The sequence below is a fragment of the Aeromicrobium sp. genome (assembly GCF_050700635.1).
Classification (GTDB): Bacteria; Actinomycetota; Actinomycetes; order Propionibacteriales; family Nocardioidaceae; genus Aeromicrobium.
In genome coordinates this window covers 1-21,227 of sequence record NZ_JBOHDT010000146.1, presented here as the reverse complement: position 1 = coordinate 21,227, position 21,227 = coordinate 1, and the positions used below count along the sequence as shown (strand labels likewise).

The 21,227-nt window shown below is 68.5% G+C and carries 22 protein-coding genes and 1 tRNA gene; 6 read left to right on the top strand and 17 right to left on the bottom strand.

The window, feature by feature from the left end; all coding sequences use genetic code 11:
- The first annotated feature begins 12 nt into the window (after positions 1 to 12).
- Entirely contained in the window at positions 13 to 237 is a 225-nt protein-coding gene (locus ACRDPN_RS11220) for a type II toxin-antitoxin system CcdA family antitoxin (RefSeq protein WP_431447662.1), read from the top strand.
- Positions 218 to 637 (top strand): type II toxin-antitoxin system VapC family toxin, encoded by a 420-nt coding sequence (locus tag ACRDPN_RS11215; protein ID WP_431447660.1) that lies wholly within the window; start codon positions 218 to 220, stop codon positions 635 to 637. Before ACRDPN_RS11220 ends, ACRDPN_RS11215 begins: the two co-directional genes overlap by 20 nt.
- Here the strand turns inward: ACRDPN_RS11215 and ACRDPN_RS11210 are convergent.
- The 7 genes from ACRDPN_RS11210 to ACRDPN_RS11180 form a co-directional block, all read right to left on the bottom strand.
- Complete coding sequence (locus tag ACRDPN_RS11210; protein ID WP_431447686.1) at positions 627 to 1,565, bottom strand: ribose-phosphate diphosphokinase; 939 nt, start codon at positions 1,563 to 1,565, stop codon at positions 627 to 629. The genes ACRDPN_RS11215 and ACRDPN_RS11210 overlap by 11 nt on opposite strands.
- Positions 1,566 to 1,596: 31 nt before the next feature.
- Complete coding sequence (gene glmU, locus ACRDPN_RS11205) at positions 1,597 to 3,033, bottom strand: bifunctional UDP-N-acetylglucosamine diphosphorylase/glucosamine-1-phosphate N-acetyltransferase GlmU (RefSeq protein WP_431447658.1); 1,437 nt, start codon at positions 3,031 to 3,033, stop codon at positions 1,597 to 1,599.
- Positions 3,034 to 3,142: 109 nt separating this feature from the next.
- Positions 3,143 to 3,775, bottom strand: a complete 633-nt coding sequence (locus ACRDPN_RS11200; protein WP_431447656.1) for a hypothetical protein — start codon at positions 3,773 to 3,775, stop codon at positions 3,143 to 3,145.
- A gap of 64 nt (positions 3,776 to 3,839) precedes the next feature.
- Positions 3,840 to 4,073 (bottom strand): hypothetical protein, encoded by a 234-nt coding sequence (locus tag ACRDPN_RS11195; protein ID WP_431447654.1) that lies wholly within the window; start codon positions 4,071 to 4,073, stop codon positions 3,840 to 3,842.
- A complete protein-coding gene (locus ACRDPN_RS11190) occupies positions 4,070 to 4,720 on the bottom strand; it encodes a DUF2306 domain-containing protein (RefSeq protein WP_431447652.1) in 651 nt (216 codons plus the stop codon). The genes ACRDPN_RS11195 and ACRDPN_RS11190 overlap by 4 nt, the downstream gene beginning before the upstream one ends.
- The gene (locus tag ACRDPN_RS11185) at positions 4,717 to 5,382 is read right to left on the bottom strand and encodes a hypothetical protein (protein WP_431447650.1); all 666 of its coding nucleotides are present in this window, start codon (positions 5,380 to 5,382) and stop codon (positions 4,717 to 4,719) included. Before ACRDPN_RS11185 ends, ACRDPN_RS11190 begins: the two co-directional genes overlap by 4 nt.
- 129 nt (positions 5,383 to 5,511) lie before the next feature.
- Positions 5,512 to 8,190: a LuxR C-terminal-related transcriptional regulator gene (locus ACRDPN_RS11180; RefSeq protein ID WP_431447648.1), complete on the bottom strand. Its 2,679-nt coding sequence runs from the start codon at positions 8,188 to 8,190 to the stop codon at positions 5,512 to 5,514.
- Positions 8,191 to 8,412: 222 nt separating this feature from the next.
- Here ACRDPN_RS11180 and ACRDPN_RS11175 point away from each other — a divergent pair, with 222 nt between their 5' ends.
- Positions 8,413 to 9,690: an MFS transporter gene (locus ACRDPN_RS11175; RefSeq protein WP_431447646.1), complete on the top strand. Its 1,278-nt coding sequence runs from the start codon at positions 8,413 to 8,415 to the stop codon at positions 9,688 to 9,690.
- A gap of 52 nt (positions 9,691 to 9,742) precedes the next feature.
- Here the strand turns inward: ACRDPN_RS11175 and ACRDPN_RS11170 are convergent, their stop codons facing one another.
- The 3 genes from ACRDPN_RS11170 to ACRDPN_RS11160 form a co-directional block, all read right to left on the bottom strand.
- Positions 9,743 to 10,495, bottom strand: coding sequence for a DUF4386 domain-containing protein (locus ACRDPN_RS11170; RefSeq protein WP_431447644.1), 753 nt, complete (start codon positions 10,493 to 10,495; stop codon positions 9,743 to 9,745).
- Between the two features lie 9 nt (positions 10,496 to 10,504).
- Positions 10,505 to 10,732: a hypothetical protein gene (locus ACRDPN_RS11165; protein ID WP_431447642.1), complete on the bottom strand. Its 228-nt coding sequence runs from the start codon at positions 10,730 to 10,732 to the stop codon at positions 10,505 to 10,507.
- A 75-nt stretch (positions 10,733 to 10,807) separates the two neighbouring features.
- Entirely contained in the window at positions 10,808 to 13,471 is a 2,664-nt protein-coding gene (locus tag ACRDPN_RS11160; protein WP_431447640.1) for a LuxR C-terminal-related transcriptional regulator, read from the bottom strand.
- 146 nt (positions 13,472 to 13,617) lie between these two features.
- On the opposite strand from ACRDPN_RS11160, the gene ACRDPN_RS11155 reads away from it, so the two are divergent.
- Positions 13,618 to 14,079, top strand: coding sequence for an ester cyclase (locus ACRDPN_RS11155; RefSeq protein WP_431447637.1), 462 nt, complete (start codon positions 13,618 to 13,620; stop codon positions 14,077 to 14,079).
- Positions 14,080 to 14,127: 48 nt separating this feature from the next.
- Here the strand turns inward: ACRDPN_RS11155 and ACRDPN_RS11150 are convergent.
- The 3 genes from ACRDPN_RS11150 to ACRDPN_RS11140 all read right to left on the bottom strand — a co-directional run bounded on the left by ACRDPN_RS11150 (position 14,128) and on the right by ACRDPN_RS11140 (position 16,334).
- Positions 14,128 to 14,206: transfer RNA gene (locus ACRDPN_RS11150), tRNA-Gln, on the bottom strand.
- An 8-nt stretch (positions 14,207 to 14,214) separates the two neighbouring features.
- Entirely contained in the window at positions 14,215 to 14,997 is a 783-nt protein-coding gene (locus ACRDPN_RS11145) for a methyltransferase domain-containing protein (protein WP_431447635.1), read from the bottom strand.
- Positions 14,994 to 16,334 (bottom strand): amidase family protein, encoded by a 1,341-nt coding sequence (locus ACRDPN_RS11140; RefSeq protein ID WP_431447633.1) that lies wholly within the window; start codon positions 16,332 to 16,334, stop codon positions 14,994 to 14,996. The genes ACRDPN_RS11145 and ACRDPN_RS11140 overlap by 4 nt, the downstream gene beginning before the upstream one ends.
- A gap of 29 nt (positions 16,335 to 16,363) precedes the next feature.
- On the opposite strand from ACRDPN_RS11140, the gene ACRDPN_RS11135 reads away from it, so the two are divergent.
- Together ACRDPN_RS11135 and ACRDPN_RS11130 are read left to right on the top strand one after the other, a co-directional pair.
- The gene (locus ACRDPN_RS11135) at positions 16,364 to 16,864 is read left to right on the top strand and encodes a MarR family winged helix-turn-helix transcriptional regulator (protein ID WP_431447631.1); all 501 of its coding nucleotides are present in this window, start codon (positions 16,364 to 16,366) and stop codon (positions 16,862 to 16,864) included.
- A gap of 9 nt (positions 16,865 to 16,873) precedes the next feature.
- Positions 16,874 to 17,467 (top strand): GNAT family N-acetyltransferase, encoded by a 594-nt coding sequence (locus ACRDPN_RS11130; RefSeq protein ID WP_431447629.1) that lies wholly within the window; start codon positions 16,874 to 16,876, stop codon positions 17,465 to 17,467.
- A gap of 16 nt (positions 17,468 to 17,483) precedes the next feature.
- Here the strand turns inward: ACRDPN_RS11130 and ACRDPN_RS11125 are convergent, their stop codons facing one another.
- From ACRDPN_RS11125 to ACRDPN_RS11110, 4 genes are all read right to left on the bottom strand, one after another.
- Positions 17,484 to 19,241, bottom strand: a complete 1,758-nt coding sequence (locus ACRDPN_RS11125) for an ABC-F family ATP-binding cassette domain-containing protein (RefSeq protein WP_431447626.1) — start codon at positions 19,239 to 19,241, stop codon at positions 17,484 to 17,486.
- Complete coding sequence (locus ACRDPN_RS11120; protein ID WP_431447685.1) at positions 19,241 to 20,158, bottom strand: 4-(cytidine 5'-diphospho)-2-C-methyl-D-erythritol kinase; 918 nt, start codon at positions 20,156 to 20,158, stop codon at positions 19,241 to 19,243. The genes ACRDPN_RS11125 and ACRDPN_RS11120 overlap by 1 nt, the downstream gene beginning before the upstream one ends.
- 12 nt (positions 20,159 to 20,170) lie before the next feature.
- Positions 20,171 to 21,046, bottom strand: coding sequence for a 16S rRNA (adenine(1518)-N(6)/adenine(1519)-N(6))-dimethyltransferase RsmA (gene rsmA, locus ACRDPN_RS11115; protein ID WP_431447624.1), 876 nt, complete (start codon positions 21,044 to 21,046; stop codon positions 20,171 to 20,173).
- On the bottom strand, positions 21,016 to 21,227 hold a 212-nt coding region (locus ACRDPN_RS11110; RefSeq protein ID WP_431447622.1), incomplete at its 5' end, for a transglycosylase family protein. The genes ACRDPN_RS11110 and rsmA, both read right to left, overlap by 31 nt.

Below are 21,227 nucleotides of genomic sequence, written 5' to 3'. Positions count from 1 at the left end.
TACACTGTGTGTATGGCGAGGTTGAACGTCTACGTGCCGGACGAGCTGGCCAAGGCAGCGCGTGCGGCGGGCCTCAACGTCTCTGCGCTGACCCAGGCCGCCATCGACCGCGCCCTTGCGGCGGCGGCCACCAACGACTGGCTCAACTCGCTGCCGCGGGGCAACACAACAGGGGTCACGCACGAGCAGGCCATGGCGGCGCTGGAGGAGGCCCGCGATGAGCTCGGCTTCTCCTGACGCGCGCGAGGAGGTCGTCGTCGACGCGTCTGTCGTGGTCGATCTCCTCGCAGACACCAATCTGGGTGAGGCCGCGCATGCGGCCCTCGTTGACAAGAGGCTGATCGCGCCGGCCCACATCGACGCCGAGGTGTTGTCCGCCCTCGGGCGGATGCAAAGGTCCGGCCTGCTGACCGAGGACCAGGCGACCAATGCCGTCCGCGGATGCATCGCTGTGCCGATGGATCGACGATCGTTGCCAGAGCTGCTGGCCGGTGCTTGGAGTCTCCGCTCGAAGTTCAGCCTCCGGGACGCGCTCTACGTCGAGCTGGCCGAGGACACCGGATGCCGCCTCATCACGAGTGACGCGAAGCTCGGCCGACAGTACGAGCAAGCGGACGTTCTGCGCGTCAGTTCTTGAACAGGCTGGTGACCGAGCCGTCCTCGAACACGGCGGCGGTGGCCTGCGCGAGCAGAGGCGCGATGGACAGCACGGTGAGCTTGTCGAAGAGCTTGCCGTCGTCGATGGGCAACGTGTTGGTGACGATGATCTCGCAGGCGATGGAGTTCTTGAGCCGGTCGATGGCCGGACCGGAGAACACCGCGTGCGTGGCGACGATGACGACGTCCTCGGCACCGTCGGCCATCAGGGCATCGGCCGCCTGCACGATCGTGCCGCCGGTGTCGATGAGGTCGTCGACGAGGACGCAGGTGCGGCCCTCGACCTCACCCACCACCCGGTTGGCCTGCGACTCGTTGGGCTTACGGGGGTCGCGGGTCTTGTGGATGAACGCCAGTGGCGCTCCCTTGAGGGCATTCGCCCATGACTCGGCCACCTTGATACGGCCTGCATCGGGTGACACGACGGTGAGGTCCCGCTTGCCGTAGCGCTTCTTCACGTGACGAGTGAGGATCGGCATCGCCAGCAGGTGGTCCACCGGGCCGTCGAAGAAGCCCTGGATCTGCGCGGTGTGCAGGTCGACGGTCATCAGGCGGTCGGCGCCCGCGGCCAGGAACATGTCCGCCATCAGGCGCGCCGAGATGGGCTCACGGCCGAGGTGCTTCTTGTCCTGCCGGGCGTAGCCGTAGAAGGGCAGGATCACGGTGATGCGCTTGGCCGACGCCCGCTTGAGCGCGTCGATCATGATGAGCTGCTCCATGATCGCGTCGTTGATGGGTGCACAGTGGCTCTGGATGACGAATGCGTCGCAACCGCGTACGGACTCGTCGAATCGGATGTAGATCTCGCCGTTGGCGAAGTCATAGGACGTCGTGGGCACGAGGTCGACCTCGAGGAGGTTCGCCACCTCCTCGGCCAGCACGGGATGGGCGCGGCCGGAGAAGAGCATGATCTTCTTGGTCGCCGTGTGCTTGAGCAGGCTACTCACCTGAGTCGTCTTCCTTCGCGTCGCTGGCTGCCTCGGCTGAGGGGGTACCTGAGCGCTTTTTCTGCACCCACCCCTCCATGGTCCTCTGTGGACCGGCACTTGTCGCCAGTGCCCCCGGAGGGACGTCCTCACGCACCACCGTGCCACCGCCGGTGTAGGCGCCGTCGCCGATGGTGACCGGCGCGACGAAGACGTTGTTCGACCCGGTGCGTGCCTGCTTGCCCACCGTCGTGCGGTGCTTCTCGACCCCGTCGTAGTTGGCCACGATCGTGCCGGCGCCGATGTTCGAGCCCTCCCCCACGTCGGCGTCGCCAATGTACGACAGATGCGGCACCTTGGCCCCAGGTCCGATCTGGGAGTTCTTGGTCTCGACGAACGTGCCGATCTTGCTCGCTTCGCCCAGCTCTGTGCCGGGACGAAGGTACGCGAACGGACCGACCGACACGCCCGCGCCGATGACGGCGTCGGCCGCGTGAGTCCGCACCACCGTCGCGTCGGCGCCGACCTCCACGTTGCGCAGGGTCGTGTCGGGGCCGATGGTGGCGCCGGCCTCGACCGCGGTAGCGCCCAGCAGCTGCGTGCCCGGCAGCAGCGTGACGTCCTCGGCTAGCGTGACGGCGGAGTCGATCCAGGTGGTGTCGGGGTCGACGATCGTGACTCCCGCACGCATCCAGTGCCGCGTGAGGCGACGGTTCAGCTCGCGTCCCAGCCGTGCGAGCTGCGTGCGGTCGTTGACACCCTCGGTCTGCCAGACGTCCTCGAGCACGTGCGCGCCGACCGGAAGCCCTTCGGCGACCGCTCGGCCGACGATGTCGGTGAGGTACAGCTCGCCCTGGGCGTTGTCGGTGTCGAGACGCGCGACCGCATCGGCCAGGAACCCCGCCTCGACCACCAGGATGCCGCTGTTGACCTCGTGGATCTCTCGTTCACGCTCATCGGCGTCGCGGTCCTCACGGATGGCCGTGACGGCCGACGTTTCGTCGCGCACGATGCGCCCGTAGCCCGTGGGGTCGTCGAGCTCGGCCGAGAGGATCGTGACCGCGCGCCCGGCGGCCCGGTGGTCGTCGAGCAGCTCGACGACCGTCTGCGTCGTGAGGAGAGGCACGTCGCCGTACGTCACCAGCACTGTTCCCTCGGGGCGTGATCCGAGTGCGTCGAGGGCGACCTGGACGGCGTGACCGGTACCCCGCTGGTCCTCCTGCACGGCTTGCACGACATCCGGGTCGAGCTCGGTGATGGCCGCCGACACCTGCTCACGGTCGTGTCCGACCACGGCGACCGTGCGAGTGACTCCCGCCTCGCTGACGGTGATCAGCGAGTGGGCGATCATGCTGCGGCCGCCGAGCTCGTGGAGCACCTTCGCTCGTCTGGACCGCATCCGCGTACCCGCCCCCGCGGCGAGGACGATGGCGGTGACCTGTTCGCTCACTGGTCTCCTTCGGGATGGATGCTGGTCGACTCTCAGGCGAGTGAATGAAGTGCCACTCGTCCCAGCGCGTGATGCACAGTCAAGCGTAGAGGGCGAGGGTAGTCGCAACCTACGCGTGGACGCCCGGCCGCAACGAAGTCTGCGTCGAGCCGACTGCACTCCAGGTCGTGATGCGGCTGGCGCGATCGAACAGGCAGATCGCGAGCCAAGCGATGCCCGCGGCCAGGACGAGGAGCCCGAGGTCCAGGACAAGCTCCGGCACGAAGGCACGGAGCGACACTGGGACGGCACCGACGGCGTACAGAACGAGAGGCACGGTTGGGAGCTCTCGGGTGCGGAGCATCGTCGTGACGAACGCCAGGGTGCCGAGGAGGAACGCGATCGATACCACAGTCAGAGCGATGCCGAGCGAACCGGCGCGGAGGGCATCAATCGTGCTGGCCGGGAGGTCGCTGAAGACTAGGTTGATCACGAACTCCACACCGACCAGCGCGGCCAGTGCGAACGCATTCAGCAGGTAGGCAACGAGGCCGAAGGTACCGGTGCGGCGACCGAAGGCGAGGTAGAGAGCGGTGACGAAAGCCAGGGCCATGATCTGTGCGAGCGGGGCGACCAGCTGGGTGAAGGCCGAGGTCGGGATGACCTCCGCGCGTTTCGCGGCGTTGACGAGAAGCACGAGGGCGCTTCCGAGGCCAGCAGCGGCGGCGATGCGATAGAGCGTCGCGGGGACGGGATGGGACATGGTTCCTCCAGTGTGTGGTGCAGAGCAGCTTCCGGCCGGCGGCCGAGGCTGGTGGAACACGGACTCAGTTGGGTGTGTCGACCACCTCGACCGAGATCAAGGTGGCGCCGAGGTCGCGCACCTTGGTGAGCAGGCCGTGGAGTGCCGCTTGGTCGGGGACGAGAGCGTGCAGCGTGGTCGTTCCGTCGTTCTCGTGGGTGAGGGTCACATCGTCGAACCAACTGGTCCAGTGGCCGTCGAGGTGACCCTCGACCCGGAGCTCGTAGCGGCCAAGGTGGCTGCGCTTCTGCGTGCTCATCGGACCGGAACGACCGTGCGTGCGGGTCGGCGGACCGACCGCCGACGGATAAACAGCTCGGCCACGGCGAGATTGATCACCCAGGCCGCGCCCTGCAGAAGCGCGATGCTGAGGTCGCTGGACCCGATGATTGCCTTCCCGAAGCCGAGGGTGAACACTTGGGTGCCGGCGCCCAGAGCGATGGCGTAGGCGCGGATCATCCACGCCCGGTGCCGCACGATGTCGCGTCGACGAATCGCCATGACGCCCAGGACGATGCTCGCGAGCATGCCCGAGGCGGCCTGCAGCCGGAACAGGTAGAGCAGGTCGCCACCCTCGGTACGGGGATAGAACAGCGTCATCCAGATCGCCGAGAGCGCCACCGCCGGTCCGGCGACCACGAGCATGCGTCCGGCGTTCCGGTGCCAGCCGGTCATGCGGAGCCGGGCGGAGAACTGGAAGGCACCGAGGACCGCGTACACAATGACACTGACGATGTGGACGATCAGCGGCACGGAGGAGGGGTCGGAGCGGGCCGGCAGCACCTGCGGCCCGCCGGCCAGCTCGACCAGGCGCACGGAGCCGGCCACGATCGGGACCAGGCCGAGTGCGACCAGCGACGCGGGGACCCAGCTCGATCCGGAACGTCGGCCGGCTTGACGCCTCACGCGACACCCGCCGGTTCGGGGACCGACACACGGGTGCTACGTGCGGCGAGCCACAGCGAGAAGCCGAGCCCGATCATGGCGATGCCGTTCGGGAAGGCCAGGAACCGGTAGAACGCGTCCGGGAGCACGGCCAGCAGGGGCGTGACGATGCTGCCAACGGCGAGGAGCGCGGCCGCCCAGCGGGCGAGGACCCGGGCCCGGAACAGCGCGATGCCGAAGACCAGTCCGCCGGCCAGATAGCCGATGCCCTGGAGCTGGAATGCATACTGCACCATGCCGACGTCGCCGGCCGCCGTGCCGTTCGTGGATACCGCGATGACGTCGCTGACGTAGGAGGGGTCGGTCCCAGCGATCGCCGGGAGCACGAACGCGGCGACGAACGAGGTGCACATGATGACGAGGTAGCCGGCGCCGAACAACACGTACCCGATCAGGCCCATCACGCCGGTCTCCTTGACCTGGCGCAGGTACATGCCGGTGATGCCGATCAGGGCGAGGACGGTCATCAGCACCTTCATGGAGCCGCGGACGACCACTTCGGTCGTGGTGATCGAGGCAGCGTCGAGGTGGGGGTGGTTGATCTGCACGCCGATGAAGATCAATCCGGCTGCGACGGCGGCGAGACCGGCCAACCGGCTGAGGGTCGTATGAGTGATGGTCATGTCGGTTCCTGTTCTCGTCGGTCCGTGGCCGGTGCCACGGGAACTGACTGGAACGTAGGTCGCGACGAGGTGAGCGGGCGTCACCACATGATGTGATTCATGTGGTGACACCGGGCCGTGGTCGAAGGGCTAGAGGAGACCGTGTTCGCGAGCGCGGAGCACGGCGGCCGCCCGCGTCGTGGCGTCGAGCTTGGTGAAGATGCGTTTGGTGTGCGTGCGCAGTGTGTTGAGCGTGACGTAGAGCTCGCGGGCGATCTCGGGCCCGGTCAGCTCACTGTCGAGCAGACGTAGCACCTCCAGCTCGCGCTTGCTCAACGGATTCACCAGTGCCTGCTGGGGCTCGGGCACCTCGGCCTGCGCCGCCCGCTCGAGCAGCCGACGGGCATGCTCGCCGGCGGTGTCGCCGGCGTCGGCGGCGTGGCGCAGCAGGGCGATCATCGAAGGCCCTTCGTCCAGGTACAGGCGCACGTGGCTCTCCGGCTCCGGGGCATCGTCCAGGGCGCGCTGCAGCGTGCCCAGCGCCGAGGCCAGATCGTCGGCGGCGTGGTGGGCGAGGGCCTGGAGCACCCGGATCTCGAGCACACTCCCCTCCCGCCCTGCGTCGTTGGCCGCCTTGTTCAGTCGCTCGAGCAGGTCGAGGACCGCGATGCAGTTCTTCTGGGCGAGAAGGAGCCGCGCGAGGGTCAGGTGCTCGTACTCGTGCAGGTAGTCGGGATCGTCACCGACGTCGATGCCACTGTGGTCGGCCCAGACGTGCGCCGATGTCATGTCCCCTGCCGCGATCTGGAGGCGCGCCTTCACCGCGGCGACCGGGCGGACCTCGGGGTAGAAGCCGCGCCGGTACAGGGACTCCGCCTGGTCGAGCAGACGCGTCGCCGTTTCGTGGTCGCCCCCAGTGGCTCGCACCTGCGCCATGGCCACGAACCACCGATGCCGGTTCTCGGTGATGGATGTCCGCTCGCCGAGGACGCGCGCCGTCTCGAGATGAGCCTCCGCGCTGATGAGGTCGTCGAGCTCACGGTCGAGCTCGGCCAGCGCGACGTGCAGGTCGGCGGTGGCCCGCATGTGCGGGACATCGCTCTCGGTGGCCGTCAGCAGGGCGTGCTCGCACAGACGGCGGGCCCGGCTGGGCCTCCCGGCGGCGACCCACATGTCGGCGAGCACGACAGTGCTGTCCAGCTCGTCGACGAGGTTCCCCGCTGCGTGCAGGCTGCGGACCGCCACGGAGAAGGTGGACAGTGCCTCCTCGACGTCCCCCGCCGCCCAGGCCGCCAGACCGAGGAACCCCGATCCGCCTCCGCGCACCCAATGGTCGTCAGGCCCGGCCAGGTCCAGCGCGCGCCGGGCATGGCGCGCGGTGCCGGGAACGTCGCCTCGTGCCTGGGCCAGCGACGCGCGGTAGACCGAGACCGTTGCCGGAGCGGTACGAAGGTCTTCGGTGTCCGCCCACGCTGCCCTGAGTTCCTCGTCCTCGGCGCCGGCGGCCAGCGCCGCCTCGGCGTCGTCGAGCCGGAGTTCAAGCGCGTCGAGGTCACCGGCCATCAACAGCGACCAGCCGGACACGATGCTCAGAACCGGGCTCCGACGCACCACCTCCTCCGGCAACGCCCGCACCCAGGTCAGAAGCAGGGCGTCCTGCCGGGTGCGGCGCGTGGCCGGCAGCGCTTCCTCCATCAGGTACCCGGCGCGATCGAAGTCGGCGGCGGCGAGCGCGTGCCGGACCGCATCCGCGACGAGGCCGTGTGAGGCGAACCAGGCGCTGGCCCGCTGGTGCAGCTCGTGGACGTGGTCGGATTGCTCGTCGAGCAGACGCGCATGCAGCACGTCCGCGAACAGATGGTGGTAGCGATACCACTGTCGCCGGTCATCGAGCGGCACCAGGAACAGGTTTCCTCGGTCCAGCGTCTCCAGCATGGCCTTGCCGCTGCCTTGCTCGGTGACGGCGTCGCACAACGGAGCGCTCAGCCGGTCCAGGATGGCGGTCTGCAACAGGAACGCCTGAACCTGGTCGGGCTGACGGTGCAAGACCTCCTCGACCAGATAGTCGACGATGAAGCGGTCGTCCCCGGTGAAGCCGGCGATGAAGTCGGCGACGTCGTCGCGCCCCTTCATCGAGATCGCGGCGAGCTGGAGAGCCGCGATCCACCCCTCGGTGCGGTCCTCCAGCGCTGCCACGTCCTCGGACGTCAGCTCGAGGCCCATCGTCTCGTTGAGGTACGCCGTGGCCTCATCAATCGTGAAGCGCAGCTCGGCAGCGCGGATCTCGACCAGCTCGCCACGCGCGCGCAGCCTGGCCAGCGGCATCGCCGGATCGGCGCGGCTGGCGATCACCACATGCAGCTGCGGAGGCGAGTGGTCGAGCAGGAAGGTCATCCCGTCGTGGATCTCGCGCGAGTCGATGACGTGGTAGTCGTCCAGCACCAACACCACGTCGTCCGAGCTGCCGCCGAGGTCGTTGAGCAACGTTGTGAGAACCCCCTCGATCGGCGGTGGTGGCGACTCCTGCATGAGTGCCAGCTCGATCGCGCCGACTTCCGGTGAAACCGTGCGGAGCGCAGTCATCACGTAGGACCAGAAGGACGCGGCATCGTCGTCGCCGCGGTCGAGTGACAGCCAGGCGATGGACCGCCCCTCGGCCGTCAAGCACTCGGCAAGCAGCGTCGTCTTGCCGAAGCCCGCCGGCGCCGACACGAGCGTCAGCTTCGATGCGGTCCCACGGTCCAGAAGCTCGCTCAGTCTTCGGCGCGGCACGAGACCAGGTCGCGGCACAGGGACGAAGAGCTTGGTCTCGAGCAAGGGGGTTGCCATTGCCGACTCCTGTGCGAGCGCATCATGTGGCGGATGCGGGATCCCTCGGCCCGCTCACTCCTCTGCCAGCGTGCCACACATGGACCGTCGGGGAGGCAAGGTGCGCACCAGAAATCCGCAATGACCAGCGCCGACGCCACGATCTTCGTATCCTGTCGCCAACGCAAGAGCGCGATCGCTTCTGTCGATCGCCTGGCTCCTTCCCGCCGCGAGGAGTGCAACATGCCCAACATCCACCGGACCAAGACCGATATCGAGCTCGGGCCCGAGTCACGTCGGACGCAGCCGGTCGGATGGGGATTCATCGCGCTGTACGCGTTGGCCGTGATGAGCACCTCCCTGGTGTTCCTCGCGCCGATGCTGGTCACCATGGCGTTGAAGGTCCGCTCGCTCGTCGGGGTGGAACAGGCCCCCAGCAGCCTGGCGCTCGTCGCCGGGATCGGCGCGCTGGTGGCCATGATCAGCAATCCGTTCTTCGGCCGGATGAGCGACCGCACCTCGTCACGGTTGGGCATGCGGCGGCCCTGGATGGTCATCGGACTGGTGGGCGGTTCCCTCGGCATCCTCATCGTCGCGTTGGCGCCCACCATCAGTGTCGTCCTCGTCGGATGGTGCCTCGCCCAGCTGTTCTTCAATGCCCTGCTCGCCGCCCAGATGGCCGTGCTTCCCGACCAGGTCCCGGTCACTCAACGCGGCCTGGTCTCGGGCGTCCTCGGAATCTGCCTGCCGATCGCCTCGGTGAGCGGCACCTTCGTGGTCCAGCTGTTCACCGGCAACCGGCTCGTGATGTTCATGGCGCCGTGCGCGATCGGCGGGTTCTTCATCCTGCTCTTCGCGCTGACGCTGAAGGATCGGCGGCTTTCCGCGGCGGACCGGCCGGCCTGGTCGCTGCGGGAGTTCGCCGGCACGTTCTACGTCGATCCGCGGAAGAATCCCGACTTCGGCTGGGCCTTCGTCAGCCGGTTGATGTTCGTGCTGGCCTACGCCTTCCTGGTGACCTATCAGGCCTATTTCCTCCTGGACAAGATCGGCAGTGCCGAGGCGAACGTGCCGCAGCAGATCTTCCTCGGCACGCTCGTCCAGTCCGTCGTGCTCGTCGCCGCGTCCCTCATCGGTGGCAAGCTCTCCGACACGACGGGACGGCGGAAAATCTTCGTCTTCGGTGCGTCGATCGTGTACGGCCTGGCCATGTTCGTGATTGCCATCGCCGGCGACTTCAACGGTTACCTCGTCGGCATGGCCATCGGCGGACTCGGCTTCGGCATGTACATGGCCGTCGACCTCGCGCTCGTCGTCGACGTGTTGCCGGACCAGGACAGCGCCGCCAAGGACCTCGGCGTGCTCAACATCGCCGGCGCTCTTCCCTTCTCCATCGCGCCGGCGATCGCGCCGGCCATCCTGGTGGTGGGCGGAGGTAGTTATGGCGTCCTGTTCGCCGTCGCGGGGGTGTGCGCCGTCATCGGAGCCTTCGCCATCCTGCCCGTGAAGCGAGTCCGATGAGCGGACGCAACAACGGCCGGGCCCGTGGAGGGCCCGGCCGTGTCGTCGTCGATCAGGCGTCCATACCCGCCGTGATGGGCGAGGGCCTGAAACCCTTGACGATGAGGTAGACACCGAAGCTGAGCTCCCAGAAGAACTCCGGAATGGTGGCGACCATCTGCCACGCTGATCCTGCGTCGATGACCCCCAACAGCACGGCCGCCCCGGACACGCAGATCAGCGTGCCACCGACGACCCCCAGCACGGCCATGCCGCGTGGCACCAGACGGGAGCGGTACATCAGGTAGCCGAGGATGAGCCCATTTCCGACGCCGACGACGAAGCCGGGGCCGAGCTGGAAGGTCCACTCCTGGAGGACCACGAGCGTGTGCCCGACCGTCATGAGAGCAGCGTCCTCCGCGTCGTTGGCTCCCGAGAAGTCCTGCCGCATGGTCACGATCGTGAGGACGCTGAGGATGCCGACGGCGATGAAGACGCTTTCCATGACCCGGGCGGTGACGAAGCCGAGGGCCAGACCTTCGTGCTGCCGCTTGAGGATGGGGTACAAGGCGACGGCGGTGCCGATGTTGGCGATGATGAGGATCATCTCGGACAGGGCTCCCCACAGCACCCGCGTGTCCTCCCCGCCGCCGACGATGTAGTCGGTGCCTTGGAAAAGTGGTGGGTAGAAGCCGAACTTGGCGGCGATGGACGTGATGTAGGTGATCACGAAGAGCACGCCGACGACGAGCGCGGTCTTCCTGAGCGAGCCCATCGGGGCTCGTCCGGTTGCCTTCGTGGCTGATGGTTGAACGGTGGTGGCCATGTCGGTCTCCTATGTCGTGTGCTGGTCGGGTTCGACGCGAGTGACCGAGACCAGCGGCAGGCCGACATCGCGAATCTTCTGGAGCAGGCCATGCAGCGCGGCCTGGTCGATCACTGAGCCATGGATGAGGGTGGTGCCATCGCTCTCGTGCGTGAGAGTGAGCCCGTCGAACCATGCAGTCCATCGGGTGTCGAGGTGCCCTTGGAGGCGGATCTCGTACCGTCCGGTTTCGCTCATGGGCTGAAGCTAGGAGCGGATGTGATGAGCTGTGATCACCACATCTGATGAATCAGGTGATGATTCCGCGTCGGCCTATCGGCCGCGCGGCCGTGACGACAGATCGAGCTCTTGAGCCCGTCGCACCGCTGACCGGCGGTTGTTCACGCCGAGCTTGGCGTAGATGTTCCTGGTGTGGGTTCGCACGGTGTTCAAGGACACGACGAGCTCGCGTGCGATGTCCGGACCGCTGAGGTCCGTCTCGAGCAGTCGGAGCACATCGAGCTCACGTTCGCTCAGTGGCTCGATCAAGGCCTGCGTGCCGGTCGTTGCATCCTCGGTGGCGCCGAAGGCGGTCAGTAGCCGCCGCACGTAGGCCGGGGTGATCCCGCGTTCCGCGGCCGCTTCCAGTAGGGCCGCCATGGGAGGCCCCTCGTCGATGATGATGCGGACGTAGCCTTCCGGCTCGGCCAGGGCACACGCGCGCTCGAACACCACCAGCGCAGCGGACGTGTCGCCGCGCTCCTGGTGCGCGACCGCAAGCAGCACCAGGATCTCGATGACGCTTCCCGTCCGGCCCCCGTCCTCTGCAGCGCGCAGGAGCCGTCCCAGGAGCGGCGACGCCTCGTCGGCCGGTAGCGCCCTGGCGAGCGTGATGTACTCGAACTCGCGCAGGTAGCTGAGGTCGTCCTCGGCGGAAAGGCCCCGCTCGTGGGCCCACCTCAGGGCTTCGTCAACCCGCCCCTGCGCGATCCACATCCGTGCCCTCAGCGCCGCAACCGGACGCACGTTGGGCGAGAAGTCACCGACGTACCGGCGCTCCGCCTCGTCGAGCAGGGCGACCGCGCCCGCGAGATCGCCTTCAGCCTCGCGAATCCGGGCCATCGCGACCCGCCAGCGATAGGGGTTCTGCGGCAGCCCGCGGTGCTCGCCCAGCTCCTGGCTCTGAAGCAAGACCTGCGTCGCGGCCTGCAGGTCGTCCCGCTCGCGATGGATGGCGCTCATGCCGACGTACATGTCAGCCGTCCCCCGAAGAATCGACGCACCCTGCTCAGCTGCCAGTTGCAGTGCCTGCTCGTACGTTCGCATCGCCTCGCCGAGACGGCCCTGGACGACCCGAAGATCCCCCAAGGTGATCGCGCAACCGAGGACGTCTGAGATGTGGCCGGCCCGCTTCATGCTCGCCGTGCAGTCGGTGTACGCCGCGTGCGCGGCCTCCAGGTCGCCGCTCGCCCACGACGCGAGTCCCATGAGTGCCGACGCGGCCCCACGCGCGACGTCGTCGTCCTCATGGAGGAGGCCGAGTGCCCGGCGGGCGTGGGCCACCGTCGTGGCCGCGTCGCCCAGCATCAGCGCCTGCCCAGCTCGGTGGACGGCGATTGAACCCGGTAGTCGGCGGAACTCCTCGTCGTCCACGACGACCCCGTCATCCGAGTCCAGCAATCGCTCGGCGTCGCGCAGCAGCGGCTCCACCCCGTCGACCTCGCCTGTGGACATCAAGGCACCGGCATAGCCATTGCTGAGCACGGGCCGGACGTGGAAGAGCTCCTCCGGAAGCTTCTCGAGCCAGCCGCGCAACGTCGCTTCCCGTCTGTCCCGGCGGAACACCGGCATCGCGATCTCCACAAGGCCCGCGGCGCGATCGAAGTCCTCGGCGGCCAGCGCATGATCGACGGCCATGGCCTTCTCGCCCTCGTTCTCGTACCACTGGCTCGCTCGCCGGTGCAGGTCCGGCAGGAGGTCGTGCTGCTCGTCCAGCAGTCGCGCGTGCAGCACGTCCGCGAAGAGATGGTGGTAGCGGTACCACTGCCGGCGGTCGTCGAGAGGGATCAGGAAGAGGTTCCACCGGTCCAGTGCCTCGAGCATGGCCTTGCCGCCATCCTGACCAGTGACGGCATCGCACAGTGGTCCGCTCAGCCGGCCCAGGACGGAGGTCTGCAGCAGGAAGACCCGGACGTGTTCGGGCTGGTGCTCCATCACTTCCTCGACCAGGTAGTCGACGACGTAACGATCGTCGCCCGCGAAGCCGGCGATGAAGCCCGAGACGTCGTCTCGCCCCTCCATCGAGAGCGCAGCGAGCTGGAGCGCCGCGACCCAGCCCTCGGTGCGCCCTTCCAACGCGGCCACGTCCTCCGCCGTCAGCTCCAGCTGCATCACATCGTTCAGGTACGACGCGGCCTCGTCGGGTGTGAAGCGGAGGTCAGCCGCCCGAACCTCGACCAGCTCGCTCCGTGCCCGCAGCCTGGCCAGCGGCAGCGCGGGGTCCGCGCGGGTGGCGATCACGAGATGGAGCTGTGGAGGCACATGGTCGAGCAGGAACGCCATCGCCTCGTGCACTCCGCGCGAGTCGATGAGGTGGTAGTCGTCGAGCACCAGGACGACGTCATCGGAGATGGCCCCGAGGTCGTTGAGCAGCGGAGTCAGCACCATCTCGATCGGAGGTGGTTGCGGCTCCTGCAGAAGGGTGAGTGCACTCGTCCCGACTGCGGGCGCCACCGTGCGCAGCCCGGCGATCAGATGGGCCCAGAACGACACGGGATCGTTGTCGCCGCCGTCGAGCGACAACCACGCGGCGGACCGCTCCTTGCCCGCCAGCCACTCGGCGAGGAGAGTCGTCTTGCCGAATCCGGCCGGCGCCGAGACGAGCGTCAGCTTCGACGCGATCCCGCGGTCCAGCCGCTCACCCAGTCGCGGCCGCGGCACGAGACCCGGCCGTGGTCTCGGGACATAGAGCTTTGTCTCGAGCAGGCGGATCGACACGACACATCACCCACTGACTGGAGTCCTGCTGCGCCAACGTACCCCGGCCGGACGGACATAGGGGGCTGGTTTGGCGGGCGCACCTCTCGGCCGCGGTTGCTAGGTTGGAACAAGGCGCAAGAACCGCAAAAAGACGGAGGCGTCCGATGTCCACCGAAGAAGACAAGGCCCTGTTGCGTCGTGCCCAGGACGAGATTTACGGCGAAGGGCGCCTCGACTCCATCGAGGACCTTCTCCTGGACGACGTCATCGCCCACGAACCTGATGGAGACGTGCGGGGCGTCGAGGAAGTCAAGTGGTACCTCGCCCCGTACCTGGCCGCCTTTCCGGACATGAGCGTGACAGTCGAGGACGTCATCGCCGAAGGGGACAAAGTGGTCAACCGCTACAGGTTTCGCGGCACCCACACGGGAACGACGGAAGAGTACGGTCCGCCCACCGGCAAGCAGCTGGTGATCGAGGGCATCACGCTCTACCACTTCAAGGATGGCAAGGTGGCGGAGATGTGGGACAGCTACGACAGTTTGGCTGTCATGCAGCAGCTGGGGCTCATGTCGGGGGCCGAGCCCCCTTCCCGAGCTAGTGGCCTGGACCGGAGCTTCGTGTAAGGGGTCGTCCGATTGACTCCAGGATCTGTTCGGCAGTCATCGCACTTGCTCCCCGGGTAGGAGTCGAACCTACGTCGCTAATCCTGATTCAAAGTCAGGCGGGCCCTGCCGGCAGACCAACCGGGGACTGCGCCCTCAGGTTACCGGGAGCGTGCGGTGCGCCACGGCGAAGGCGCGCGTGAACGGGAGCACGGTACCCCACGGCTTTGCCGGGTAGGCGTCGCGTAGCGCGGCCTTGTACTCGGTCTCGAAGCGGTCACGCAGGTTGTCGGGCAGGGACTGGAGGACGGGGCGGGCGCCGGTGCCGGAGATCCAGGAGAACACCGGGTCGTCGCCATGGAGGACGTGCAGGTAGGTCGACTGCCAGACGTCGACGTCCCAGCCGAGATCGGCGAACAGCTCCAGGTACGACTCCGGGTCCGTGCCTCGGGGGCCCCGGACGCCTGCCATGTACTCGGCATATGGCGGACGCGAGGAGATCTCGTGGAGCAGCGCGTGGCTCGGCGCCGTCATGTTGTTCGGCACCTGGATGGCGAAGGCTCCTCCTGGCGCGACGTGACCGGCGAGCCTGCGGATCACGTCGAGCTGGTCGGGTACCCACTGGAACAGGGCGTTGGAGACGATCAGGTCGACCTGCCCGTCAGGCTCCCATTTCGCCGCGTCCGCCTCGACGTACTCGGCGCTGAGGTCAGCGGCCTGAGCTCGGGCCGCCGCGATCATCTCCGGCGACGAGTCGACGCCCACGATCCATGCCGTCGGCCAGCGGCTGTGCAGCACCGGCGTCAGCTGCCCCGGTCCGCACCCGAGGTCGACGATCGAGGCCGGGGTCACGTCGACCCGGGCGATGAGGTCGAGGAACGGTCGGCCGCGCTCGCCGGCGTGGCGCAGGTAGAGCGCCGGGTTCCACGCCGCCGTCATGCTTGCGTTCGCTCCAGCCAGCCGGCGAGTGACATCAGGGTCGCGTCGTCACCTCGGCGCGCGATCAGCTGCACGGCCAGCGGAAGTCCGGCGTCCGTACGTCCCATCGGCATCGAGACGGCCGGTGTGCCGGCATGGTTCCACTGAGCCGTGTACGGGTAGAACTTGTTCATCCCGAGCGCCGTGCGGATTCCCCCGCGGCCGTCGAAGTGGCCGATCGGCAGCGCCGGGCCGCTCATCACCGGCGTCAGGAGAATGTCGACGCCGAGGTCGTCATGCACGGCGGCCCCCCACCTGTCGCCGGCATCCCGGGCCCTCGCGATGGAGCCGGGTCCGAAGGGACGACCGAGCCGGGCGATCTGACGCGTGCGCTTCTCGAGGGTGGCAGGCTCGTCAGACGCAGCGGCCATGTCGCGGATGCCGGCGAGGAAGCGGACAGTGAGCAGCTTCGCCTCGAGACCATACGGAATCGAAACCTCGCGCACATCGTGCCCCGCCCCCGCGAGCAACGAGGCGACCAAATCGAGGGCGCCGCGGACCTGCGGGTCGAGCGGCGAGGCACGCGTCGCCGCCGACGCACTGGTCGACAGGCCGACGCGCATGGGCTTCGGATCGGTCGCGGCGGCATCGACGAGGTCGGTGTCGAACGACCCCAGGGCTTGGAGGTAAAGGGCGGCGTCCGTGACCCGCTGGGCGAGGCCCCCTTGGGTCGATAATCCGTGCCAGCCACCTGAGCTGGGCATCGTGCCGTGGGTCGGCTTGAAGCCGACCAGACCACAGGAGGCGGCCGGGATGCGGATCGAGCCAGCACCGTCGGAAGCGGTGGCTGCGCTCACCGCGCCAGCAGCGACCAGCGCCGCCGATCCGCCCGATGACCCGCCGGGCGAGTGGTCGAGGTGGTGGGGGTTTCGAGTGATGCCGTAGGTCTCGGACTCGGTAAAGCCGAAGGCCACCAGCTCGGGGAGAGTCGTCGTCGCGACCGGCACCATGCCGGCGCGGCGAATGCGGAGGATCAGCTCGGCGTCGGCTGTGGCCGGACGCGTGATGGCCCGGGTGCCGAGGGTGGTGACGCGACCGGCGATGTCCAGCTCGTTCTTGATGGCGATGGGGACGCCGAGCAGAGGTCCGTCGTCACCGTCGGCGCGACGTCGGTCGGCCTCGGCCGCGGCGTCGAAGGCGTCGTCGGTGAGCAGCTCGACCACGGCGTTCAGGCGGGCGTTCTCGCGCTCGACGGCCGCGAGGGTGGCGACGGTCAGGTCGCGTGCGGTCAGGGCCCCCGATCTCATCGCGGCCACCTGTTGGGTGGCTCCGGCGCTTACGAGCTCATCGACGTCCATGACGGCAACGTAGCCCCTAACATGGCCGGGTGCCCGAGGAGTCGAACGAGCCCGACGAGGTCGACATCATCGTCGCGGCGTGGAAGCGGGAGCGGCCGGACGTCGACGTATCGGCGATGCAGGTGCTGAGCCGCGTCTCCCGTCTCGCCCGCCATCTCGATCGCGCCCGCAAGCAGGCGTTCGCCGCGCACGATCTCGAGACCTGGGAGTTCGACGTCCTCGCTGCTCTGCGTCGTGCCGGTTCGCCGTACGACCTTTCGCCGGGCCGGCTCGTGGCCGAGACGCTGGTGACGAGCGGCACGATGACGAACCGTGTGGACCGACTGGTGGCCCGCGGCCTGGTGGAGCGCCGCCCCGACCCGGACGACCGCCGCGGTGTCCTCGTGAGCCTCACCGCATCCGGACGCCGGACCGTCGACGCCGCCCTCGACGAGCTGCTGGCCCATGAGCGGGAGATCCTCGGCGCGCTCGACCCGGCCGACGCGACCCGGCTGGCCGACGCGCTGCGCACGCTCGCTCGCCAGGTCTAGGCTCGAGCAGTGGCGGAGATCCGTCCGGCCGGCTCGAGCCGGAGAGCACACCTCGCGGAGCTCTTCGGCCGCGCCTTCGTCACCGAGCCGACGATGACGTGGCCACTCGGCGGAAGGGCGGACGACCTCGAGGAACGCTGCATTCGAGCGTACGGACGGTACCTCGAGCCACTCATGGACCTGGGGATCGTCTGGGAGACCGCTGATGGACACGGTGCCCTCATACTCGTGCCGCCCGAACAAGACGGTGCGTGGGACGACGCACTGGCGCAGGTCGACGATGCGCTGGCGCAGGATGTGACCGACGACGCTGGGGGTCGCCACCACCGTTTGTGGGGGTGGATCGCATCGAAGATTCCGCCCGAGCCCCTCTGGCAGCTCGACTCCGTCGCGGTCGAGCCTGGCTGGCAAGGGCATGGGATCGGCTCGGCGCTCATCGAGTTCGGGCTCGAGCACGCACGCGACAGCAACCTTGCTGTCATTCTCGAGACGGGAACGCAACGCAATGTCCCGCTCTACGAGCGTCATGGGTTCCAGGTCGTCGAGGATGCGGACCCGCCCGAGGGCGGCCCTCACGTCTGGTTCATGCGCCGCAACCCTTGACTGGCGCGAACGCCACCTAGGTGGTGAGAGCCAACCAGGCGTCCTCGGCCTGCTCGCGGCGGGCTACGACCTCGCGGTGCTGCGCGTCGAGAGGGACGAGGCTGTCCGGGTCGGTGGCGGCCTCGACCATCTGCTTCTCGAGCTCGGCCTCGCGGGCCGACAGCTTCTCGATCTGACGTTCCAGGCGGTCGATGTCCTTGCGGTTCCGACGCGCACGCTGCGACGTGGACGCTGTTTCGACGGATTCGGCGGCCGGTTGCCGGGACGACTCCTGCATCGCCCGCAGCCGTAGGTACTCGTCGATGCCGCCGGGGAGATGGCGAAGGCGCCCATCGAGCACGGCGAACTGGTGGTCGGTGACGCGCTCGACCAGGTAGCGGTCGTGCGAGACGACCAGGAGCGTTCCCGGCCAGGAGTCGAGGAGGTCCTCGATCGCCGCGAGCATGTCGGTGTCGAGGTCGTTGGTGGGCTCGTCGAGGATCAGCACGTTCGGCTCGGCTAGCAGGACGACGAGCAGCTGCAGGCGACGCTTCTGACCGCCGGAGAGATCACGCACCGGTGTCGCGAGCTGGCCCTTCGCGAAGCCGAGCCGCTCCAGCAGCTGACCGGGCGAGAGCTCCTGGCCGGCCGCCACGAACGTAGTGCGCTGCTGCGCGATGACGTCACTGACACGGTCGGCCGCAAAGGGTTCGAGCTCGGCGAGAGTCTGCGACAGCGCGCCGACCTGCACCGTCTTGCCGCGTTTCACCCGTCCGGAGGTCGGCTTCACCGCGCCCGTGACCAGACCGAGCAGTGTGCTCTTGCCCGCGCCGTTGACGCCCAGGATGCCGGCGCGCTCCCCCGCCGCGATGCGCCACTCGACCTCGCGCAGCACCTCCTGCTCACCGAAGGACACGGAGACGTCGAGCAGATCGACGACATCCTTGCCGAGACGGGCCGTGGCGAGCTGAGTGAGCTCGGTGCGGTCGCGCGCCGGGGGCTCCCGCTCGATGAGCGCGTTCGCAGCATCGATGCGGAACTTCGGCTTCGACGTGCGCGCGGGGGCACCTCGCCGCAGCCAGGCGAGCTCCTTGCGCATCAGGTTCTGGCGGCGAGACTCCGCTGCGGCCGCCTGCCGGTCGCGCTCGACCCGCTGCAGCACATAGGCCGCGTAACCGCCCTCGAACGGATCGACGGCACCGTCGTGCACCTCCCACGTGTGGGTGCACACCACGTCGAGGAACCAGCGGTCGTGCGTGACGACGGCCAAGCCGCCGGAGCCGGTCGGCCAACGCGCCTTCACGTGCTCGGCGAGCCAGGTGACGCCCTCGAGATCGAGGTGGTTGGTGGGTTCGTCGAGGAAGACGACATCGTGCTCGCCCACGAGCACCTGCGCCAGGGCGACGCGTCGCCGCTGGCCACCGCTGAGCTCGCCGATCCGGCCACCCCACGGGACGTCGGCCAGCAGACCGGAGATGACGTCGCGGATCCGCGCGTCGCCGGCCCACTCGTGCTCGGCCGTGTCGGCCACGACCGCGTCCGCGACGACGACCTCGGGTGCGAGGGTGTCGGCCTGGTCGAGGAATCCGATCCGGAGGTCGCGGCGCCAGGTGACGCGGCCGTCGTCGGGCTCGATCTGGCGGGCCAGCACACGAAGGAGAGTCGACTTGCCGTCGCCGTTGCGACCCACCACCCCGATGCGGTCGCCGTCTCCGAGTCCGAGACTGACGCCGTCGAGCACTCGTCGGCTTGGGAACGCGAGGCGCAGCGCCTCGCCGCCGAGAAGCGGTGGCATCAGATGAGGCGTGCGCCCTGGACGGGTCCGCGAGCCTGGATGACGTCGGCTGCAACGCCAGCACCCGCAAGCGCCATCGCGATGTCGAGGCTGTGCGCCTCGTCGGCCGCGAGGAACAGGCAAGTGGGTCCGGATCCGGAGACGACGGCGCCGAGAGCGTCCGCCTGGAGGCCGAGGTCGAGGGTGCCGCGCAGCTCCGGACGCATCGACAGCGCCGCGTCGGTGAGATCGTTGGAGAGCGTGGCACCGAGCTCGGCGGCGTCGCCGGCCCGGAGGGCGGCCAGCAGGTCGTCGGCCACCGCGGGCTCAGGGAGACCGGCACCGTCGTTGAGCCGGTCGAACTCGGCGAAGACGTCGCGCGTCGGCAGGCCTTGGGACGCCACCGCGATGACCCAAAAGTACGAGCCGCGTGCCAGCACCGGGCTGATGACCTCCCCCCGACCGCCACCGATGGCGTTGCCGCCGTGAAGGAGGAAGGGAACGTCGCTTCCCAAGGAGGACGCCATTTCTTCGAGCTCCTGACGTCCAAGACCTGTCCCCCACACCTCGTTGCACGCGACGAGGGCAGCGGCGGCATCGGCGGATCCGCCGGCCATGCCGCCGGCCACCGGGATCACCTTGCGGATCGCCAGCCGGGCACCGCCCTCGATTCCGGTGTTGTCGCGCAGCAGCCTCGCGGCTCTGACGGCGAGGTTGTCGTCATCGGTCGGCACGTCGATCGACTCGACCAACCGGTCGGCTTCGATGTGGACGGAGACCGTGATGTCATCGGAGTCGTCGATGGCCGTGGCGCGCACTTCGTCGTGGACGTCGAGCGCCTGGTAGACGGTCGCCAGCGAGTGGAAGCCGTCGTCGCGAACGGGGCCAACGCCCAGGCAGAGGTTGATCTTCGCGGGCACCCGCGCGGTCGCTGACATCACCGCTCCAACCTAGGGCAGCGAACAAGCGAGACGGGCGAAGTCGCGCACGTCAAGCTGCTCGCCCCGGGTACGCGGGTCGATGCCGGCGGCGACGAGCGCCTGCGCGGCAGCATCAGGAGAACCGGCGAGGCGAGCCAGTGCCGACCGCAGGGTCTTGCGGCGCTGGGCGAAGGCGGCGTCGATGACGGCGAATGTGCGCCGACGCAGGGCGTCGTCGCCGGGAGGGGGATGCCGCGACCACGAGACGAGCGCGGAGTCGACGTTGGGTGCCGGCCAGAACACGGTTCGGCTGACGTTTCCGGCGAGCTCGACGTCCGCGTACCAAGCAGCCTTGGCGCTCGGCACGCCATACGTGCGCGAGCCAGGGCCGGCCGCGAGGCGGTGCGCCACTTCCGCCTGCACCATCACCAGTCCGGACGTGATGGAGTCGAACCGCTCGAGGAAGTTCAGGAGCACCGGCACCGAGACGTTGTAGGGCAGATTCGCCACCAGGGCGGTGGGCGGCGGCCCGGGCAACGACTCGACGCGCATGGCGTCCGCCTCGACGAGATCGAGCCGGTCGACATGGTCGGGCGCCCGGTCGGCCACGGTAGCCGGCAGACGGGCGGCCAGCACGGGATCGACCTCGACGGCAATGACGTGGCGTGCCGCATCCAGCAGCCCGAGGGTCAGGGAGCCGAGACCAGGACCCACCTCAACGACGACGTCGTCGACGCCCACCCCGGACGTCCGCACGATGCGGCGCACGGTGTTGGCGTCGACGACGAAGTTCTGGCCACGCTGCTTGGTCGGACGCAGTCCGATGTCAGCGGCGATCCGGCGCACATCAGTGGCACCGAGCAGCCTGGGTGCGGTCAGTCGAACCTCGCGTGAGCGCAGCCCCACTGGCCCCAGCCAGAGCGCTTCTGCAGGATCTCGGCGTACTTGATCTGCGTCTCGCGGCTGTGCTCGTGCGGGAGGCCGGGGCCGCCCACGCTGTGCCAGGTGGCAGCGCTGAACTGCAGGCCGCCGTAGTAGCCGTTGCCGGTGTTGATGCTCCAGTTGCCGCCGGACTCGCACTCGGCGA

Bases quoted from the DNA above. Each gene is read 5' to 3' on its own strand.
- ACRDPN_RS11170 (WP_431447644.1), bottom strand. From the start codon at position 10,495: ATGGCCACCACCGTTCAACCATCAGCCACGAAGGCAACCGGACGAGCC.
- ACRDPN_RS11210 (WP_431447686.1), bottom strand. From the start codon at position 1,565: ATGCTCTTCTCCGGCCGCGCCCATCCCGTGCTGGCCGAGGAGGTGGCG.
- ACRDPN_RS11155 (WP_431447637.1), top strand. From the start codon at position 13,618: ATGTCCACCGAAGAAGACAAGGCCCTGTTGCGTCGTGCCCAGGACGAG.
- ACRDPN_RS11195 (WP_431447654.1), bottom strand. From the start codon at position 4,073: ATGAGCACGCAGAAGCGCAGCCACCTTGGCCGCTACGAGCTCCGGGTC.
- ACRDPN_RS11200 (WP_431447656.1), bottom strand. From the start codon at position 3,775: ATGTCCCATCCCGTCCCCGCGACGCTCTATCGCATCGCCGCCGCTGCT.
- ACRDPN_RS11180 (WP_431447648.1), bottom strand. From the start codon at position 8,190: ATGGCAACCCCCTTGCTCGAGACCAAGCTCTTCGTCCCTGTGCCGCGA.
- ACRDPN_RS11145 (WP_431447635.1), bottom strand. From the start codon at position 14,997: ATGACGGCGGCGTGGAACCCGGCGCTCTACCTGCGCCACGCCGGCGAG.
- ACRDPN_RS11220 (WP_431447662.1), top strand. From the start codon at position 13: ATGGCGAGGTTGAACGTCTACGTGCCGGACGAGCTGGCCAAGGCAGCG.
- ACRDPN_RS11215 (WP_431447660.1), top strand. From the start codon at position 218: ATGAGCTCGGCTTCTCCTGACGCGCGCGAGGAGGTCGTCGTCGACGCG.
- ACRDPN_RS11175 (WP_431447646.1), top strand. From the start codon at position 8,413: ATGCCCAACATCCACCGGACCAAGACCGATATCGAGCTCGGGCCCGAG.
- ACRDPN_RS11120 (WP_431447685.1), bottom strand. From the start codon at position 20,158: ATGTCAGCGACCGCGCGGGTGCCCGCGAAGATCAACCTCTGCCTGGGC.
- ACRDPN_RS11185 (WP_431447650.1), bottom strand. From the start codon at position 5,382: ATGACCATCACTCATACGACCCTCAGCCGGTTGGCCGGTCTCGCCGCC.
- ACRDPN_RS11165 (WP_431447642.1), bottom strand. From the start codon at position 10,732: ATGAGCGAAACCGGACGGTACGAGATCCGCCTCCAAGGGCACCTCGAC.
- ACRDPN_RS11140 (WP_431447633.1), bottom strand. From the start codon at position 16,334: ATGGACGTCGATGAGCTCGTAAGCGCCGGAGCCACCCAACAGGTGGCC.
- ACRDPN_RS11125 (WP_431447626.1), bottom strand. From the start codon at position 19,241: ATGCCACCGCTTCTCGGCGGCGAGGCGCTGCGCCTCGCGTTCCCAAGC.